This window comes from Frankia sp. AgKG'84/4 (genome assembly GCF_023242965.2).
Taxonomy (GTDB): domain Bacteria; phylum Actinomycetota; class Actinomycetes; order Frankiales; family Frankiaceae; genus Frankia.
In genome coordinates this window covers 1-4307 of record NZ_JALKFU020000462.1, presented here as the reverse complement: position 1 = coordinate 4307, position 4307 = coordinate 1, and the positions used below count along the sequence as shown (strand labels likewise).

General features: G+C 72.2%; 5 protein-coding genes. 2 read left to right on the top strand and 3 right to left on the bottom strand.

Features of this window, described 5'->3' with window-relative positions; genetic code table 11:
* The coding region (locus tag MXD58_RS21290) for a RidA family protein (RefSeq protein ID WP_518478563.1) at positions 1–188 on the bottom strand (188 nt) is incomplete at its 3' end.
* Between the two features lies 1 nt (position 189).
* Positions 190–351 (bottom strand): Sp36 family protein, encoded by a 162-nt coding sequence (gene sp36 / locus MXD58_RS21285; protein WP_248838186.1) that lies wholly within the window; start codon positions 349–351, stop codon positions 190–192.
* A 110-nt stretch (positions 352–461) separates the two neighbouring features.
* On the opposite strand from sp36, the gene bagA reads away from it, so the two are divergent.
* Positions 462–1538 (top strand): ATPase BagA, encoded by a 1077-nt coding sequence (bagA, locus tag MXD58_RS21280; RefSeq protein WP_518478561.1) that lies wholly within the window; start codon positions 462–464, stop codon positions 1536–1538.
* Positions 1531–2934 (top strand): ArsA family ATPase, encoded by a 1404-nt coding sequence (gene bagB, locus MXD58_RS21275; RefSeq protein ID WP_284678673.1) that lies wholly within the window; start codon positions 1531–1533, stop codon positions 2932–2934. Before bagA ends, bagB begins: the two co-directional genes overlap by 8 nt.
* Before the next feature lie 233 nt (positions 2935–3167).
* On the opposite strand, the gene MXD58_RS21270 is transcribed toward bagB, so the two are convergent.
* Entirely contained in the window at positions 3168–3530 is a 363-nt protein-coding gene (locus MXD58_RS21270) for a WhiB family transcriptional regulator (protein ID WP_248838184.1), read from the bottom strand.
* Positions 3531–4307: the final 777 nt, after the last annotated feature.

The following is a 4307-nucleotide window of genomic DNA, read 5'->3' as shown; positions in this document are numbered from 1 at the left end:
GCCCGCTCGGCGGTGACGGCGTCGCCGACCAGCCCGGTCTCGAGCAGGCGGCCGTCCACGATCGGGAGCTGCCCGGCCGACCAGACCAGCTCGCCGTCGCGCACGGCGGGCAGGTAGGCGCCGGCGGGGCTCGCCACCGGCGGCAGCGTCAGTCCCAGCTCGGTCAGCCGCTGACCCGGGCCGGCCATCTCAGGACCTGGGACGCTTGAAATAGGCCACGAGACCCTCGGGGTTGGCGGGCGCGGGGATCACCTGGACCAGCTCCCAGCCATCCTCGCCGAACGTGTCGAGGATCTGCTTGGTGTTGTGGATCAGCAACGGAGCCGTGAAGTACTCCCACTTCGTCTGCATGACACCGGACCTTAGACCACCACCCGTGAGGCCCCGACATCTCGCCCACGCTCGCGCCCCGGGGCGCCGCGAACGGGGCCCCATGGCCGTGGGCACCCTTGCGGTCCAGCGTGGCGCGGACGGGCCGCGCGGGTACGGTCGAGCATGTGAGCGGCAGACGCACCGTGACCGACGACAGTGCTCCTGGCGGAGCCGAGGCCGACGGCCCGTGGGACCGACGGCTGCACATCGTCACCGGCAAGGGCGGTACGGGTAAGACGACGATGGCCGGCGCGCTCGCGGTGGCACTCGCCACCGGCGGCCGTCGTGTCCTGCTCACGGAGGTCGAGGGCCGCCAGCAGATCGCCCAGCTGTTCGACACGCCGCCGCTGCCCTACCAGGAGCGCAAGGTCGCCAGCGCGCCGGGCGGCGGCGAGGTGTTCGGCCTCGCCATCGACGCGGACGAAGCCCTGCTGGAATATCTGGAGATGTTCTACAACCTGCGCCGGGCCGGGCGGGCGCTCGGGCGCATCGGCGCCGTCGACTTCGCGACGACAGTCGCTCCCGGCGTGCGCGACGTGCTGCTGACCGGCAAGGTCAAGGAAGCCGTCAACCGGCCCGACGGCACCCGTCCCGGCGGCCTCGCCTACGACGCGGTCGTGCTGGACGCTCCGCCGACCGGCCGGATCTCACGGTTCCTCAACGTGACCTCCGAGGTGGCGGGGCTCGCGAAGATGGGGCCGATCCGGGCACAGGCCGACAGCGTGATGGCGGTGCTGCGGCCCGAGCGGGCGGCGGTGCACCTCGTCACGCTGCTGGAGGAGATGCCCGTCCAGGAGACGGTGGACGCCGTGGCCGAGCTCGGCCGCGCCGGGCTGCCCCTGGGCGGTGTGATCGTCAACATGGCCCGCCCGCCGCTGCTGAAGGCCAGGGAACTGCGGCTGGCGCGGCGCGGCGAGCTGGACCCGGAGGAGATCGCCGCCGGAATCAAGGAGGCGGGCCTGGAGCCGACGCCGACGCTGGTCGAGGCGCTGGCGTGGGAGGCGGCGCAGCACGCCGACCGGGTGGCGCTGGAGCGGACCGAACGCGCGGAGATCGCCGCGCTCGGTCGACCCGTCTACGAGATGCCGCTGGTGGCGGACGGTGTGGATCTCGGCACCATCTACCGGTTCGCCGAGCTGCTGCGCGCCCAGCAGATGGTTGGCTGACGCGTTGACCCCCACCTCCGACGACGAGCGGCCGCCCGCGCCGCCCATCCCGGCCGATGAGCCCGGGCCGAAGACACCGGTGCCCAGGACGACGACGTCGAAATCGGGCGGGCGCCGCGCGGCGACCGGCGCGAAGCCGAAGTCCGGCACGGGTGCCGGTAGCCGCCGGTCCGAGTCCGACTCGTCGTCGTCGGCTGGCGACGCCGCCGTTCCCAGCAGGGGCGCGAGCCACCCGATCCGCCCGCATCCGCCCGGTGTGCCGCTGCTCGACGTGGACCAGATGCTCGACACCGAGCGGATCGTGGTGTGCTGCGGCTCCGGCGGGGTGGGTAAGACGACGACGGCCGCGGCGCTCGCGTTGCGGGCGGCCGAACGCGGCCGTTCCGTGGTCGTTCTGACCATCGATCCGGCGCGCCGCCTGGCCCAGTCGATGGGCCTGACCGTGCTCGACAACACCCCGCGGGAAGTCGCCGGGGTCGACGGCGCGGCCGGCGGGCGTCTCGACGCGATGATGCTGGACATGAAGCGGACGTTCGACGAGATCGTCCTGACCCACAGCACCCCCGAGCGGGCGCAGGCGCTGCTCGAGAACCCCTTCTACCAGTCGCTGTCCTCCTCCTTCTCCGGCACCCAGGAGTACATGGCGATGGAGAAGCTCGGTCAGCTCGACGCGACCGGCGAGTGGGACCTCATCGTCGTGGACACCCCGCCGACCCGCTCGGCGCTGGACTTCCTCGACGCCCCGACCCGGCTCGGCACCTTTCTCGACGGCCGGCTGCTGCGGGTGCTGCTCGCGCCGGCCAAGGCTGGCGGCCGGGCGTACGCAAAGGTGCTGGGCGCCGGGCTCGGGATGTTCACCCGGGTGATCACCAAGGTGCTCGGCGCGCAGCTGCTCGTGGACCTCAGCCAGTTCGTCGGCGCGCTGGAGACGATGTTCGGTGGCTTCCGGGCCCGGGCGGAGGAGACCTACCGGCTGCTCGGGGCCCCGGGCACCTCGTTCGTCGTGGTCGCCGCGCCGGAGGCGGCAGCGCTGCGGGAAGCGTCGTACTTCGTCGATCGGCTGGACGCCGAGGGGATGCCGCTGGCGGGCCTGGTGGTCAACCGGATGCACCACAGTGACGCCGCGGCGCTCACGGTGGAACGCAGTCTGACCGCGGCGGAGAACCTCGACGAGCATCGGGAGCATCCGCTCGCAGCGGCCGTTCTGCGTCTCCACGCCGAACGGGTGCGGCTGGCCAGCCGGGAGGCCCGGCTTCGCGAGCGGTTCACCAGCGCCCATCCGGACACCCCGCTGGTGGAGGTGGAGGCGCTGTCCGGCGACGTGCACGACCTCGACGGTCTGCGCGAGATCGGGACCGCGATGGCCCGGGTCGAGCGGCTGGAACAGGCTGGCTGAACCTGGCCGGCCGTGGGGATCGACGTGCCAGCGGTCGGACGGCCCTGGGTGATCGTTAGCGGAAGATCGGGGGATCCGGGCCGGGACGGCGCTGTCCTCGGTCGGAGCCGGACGCGGGCGGCGGAGATCCCTACCGTGCCGGTCACGCTCGGATCATGTGGGTGTATCCCAGTTCGGCGTCGGAGCGGTCAGGTGAACGCGCCGGCCGGATGGCTGGGACGGGCCCGGCGGGGCTATCCGGCGGAGGCCGATCGGTGATCGGCCTGGGCGTCCGCGAGCAGTTTGCGCCAGGACGTGACGTCCGGACGACGACGCAGCAGCGCGCGGCGCTCCCGTTCGGTCATGCCACCCCAGACACCGAACTCGACGTGGTTGTCGAGGGCGTCGGCGAGGCACTCGGTGCGGACGACGCAGCCGAAGCACCGGGTCTTCACCCGGTTCTGGGCGGCGCCCTGGACGAAGAGCTCATCCGGGTCGAGATCGCGGCAGGCGGCGTGAGCCGTCCAGTCGCCGTCGACGGTGGAGCCCACCAGGCGGGTCGGGTTGGCGTGCAGGGTTGTCGTTGTGCTGATGGCGGGGGCCGGGCTACTGGTCATGCCACCTGCCTTTCTTCTCGAGTCCGGGTCAGGGGGCCCGTGCGGGTGGTGACGTGGCGTTGACCCGAAACCGTACGGAGTGGCGTGGCCACGGCACAGACCCCACACGGGTGGTTATCCAAATGACTAGTCCGGGCCATTGATCCGGATCGCCGTGGTAGTGCTGTCTGTGACAGTCGTGTGGCAGTTGCGTGACAATCCGATTTCGCTGCGGGACGGGCGTAGTTCGTCCATCGTCACGCCGCTGGGCTGACATCGGAGCCCCGGTGCGCGAAGGCCCGTCAACACCCCATGGCCTGTTCGGGCGAGAGTGTGACAGGCATCCGGCAAGGTGGATGTGGAGGTCGTCACGCTCGTCCGGGGCTCGCCTGCGCCGGCCGTCTGCGAGCCGGCCGCCAGGTTTGTCCCGTCCCAGGTCAGGCCGGTATCGACCTGCTTGGGTGGCCACCCAACCGCAGTTCTACCGGTCTCGCTATCGGGACTGAGGTCGGTTGATCGGTTGTTGGCCCGTATGCTTCGACTGGTGTCCCAGCCTGGCTGGACGGAGGTCCGTAGATGACCACGCCCCCCGGGTCCCCGGCCCCCTCGGGGCCGCCGTCCCAGGGCCGGCGCCCGGCGTCGCCGCCTGACCGCGTGTCTTCCGCCGCGGCCCAGCGGGCCGCACCCAACCCCTCAGGCTCCTCGCCATCGGCGCGCGGAACGGCGTCAGCGCAGTGGGTCCCGGCGGCTGCAGTGGACGCCCCGGCGCGGCCCGAGGCGCCCGGCGCGGCCTCCGGC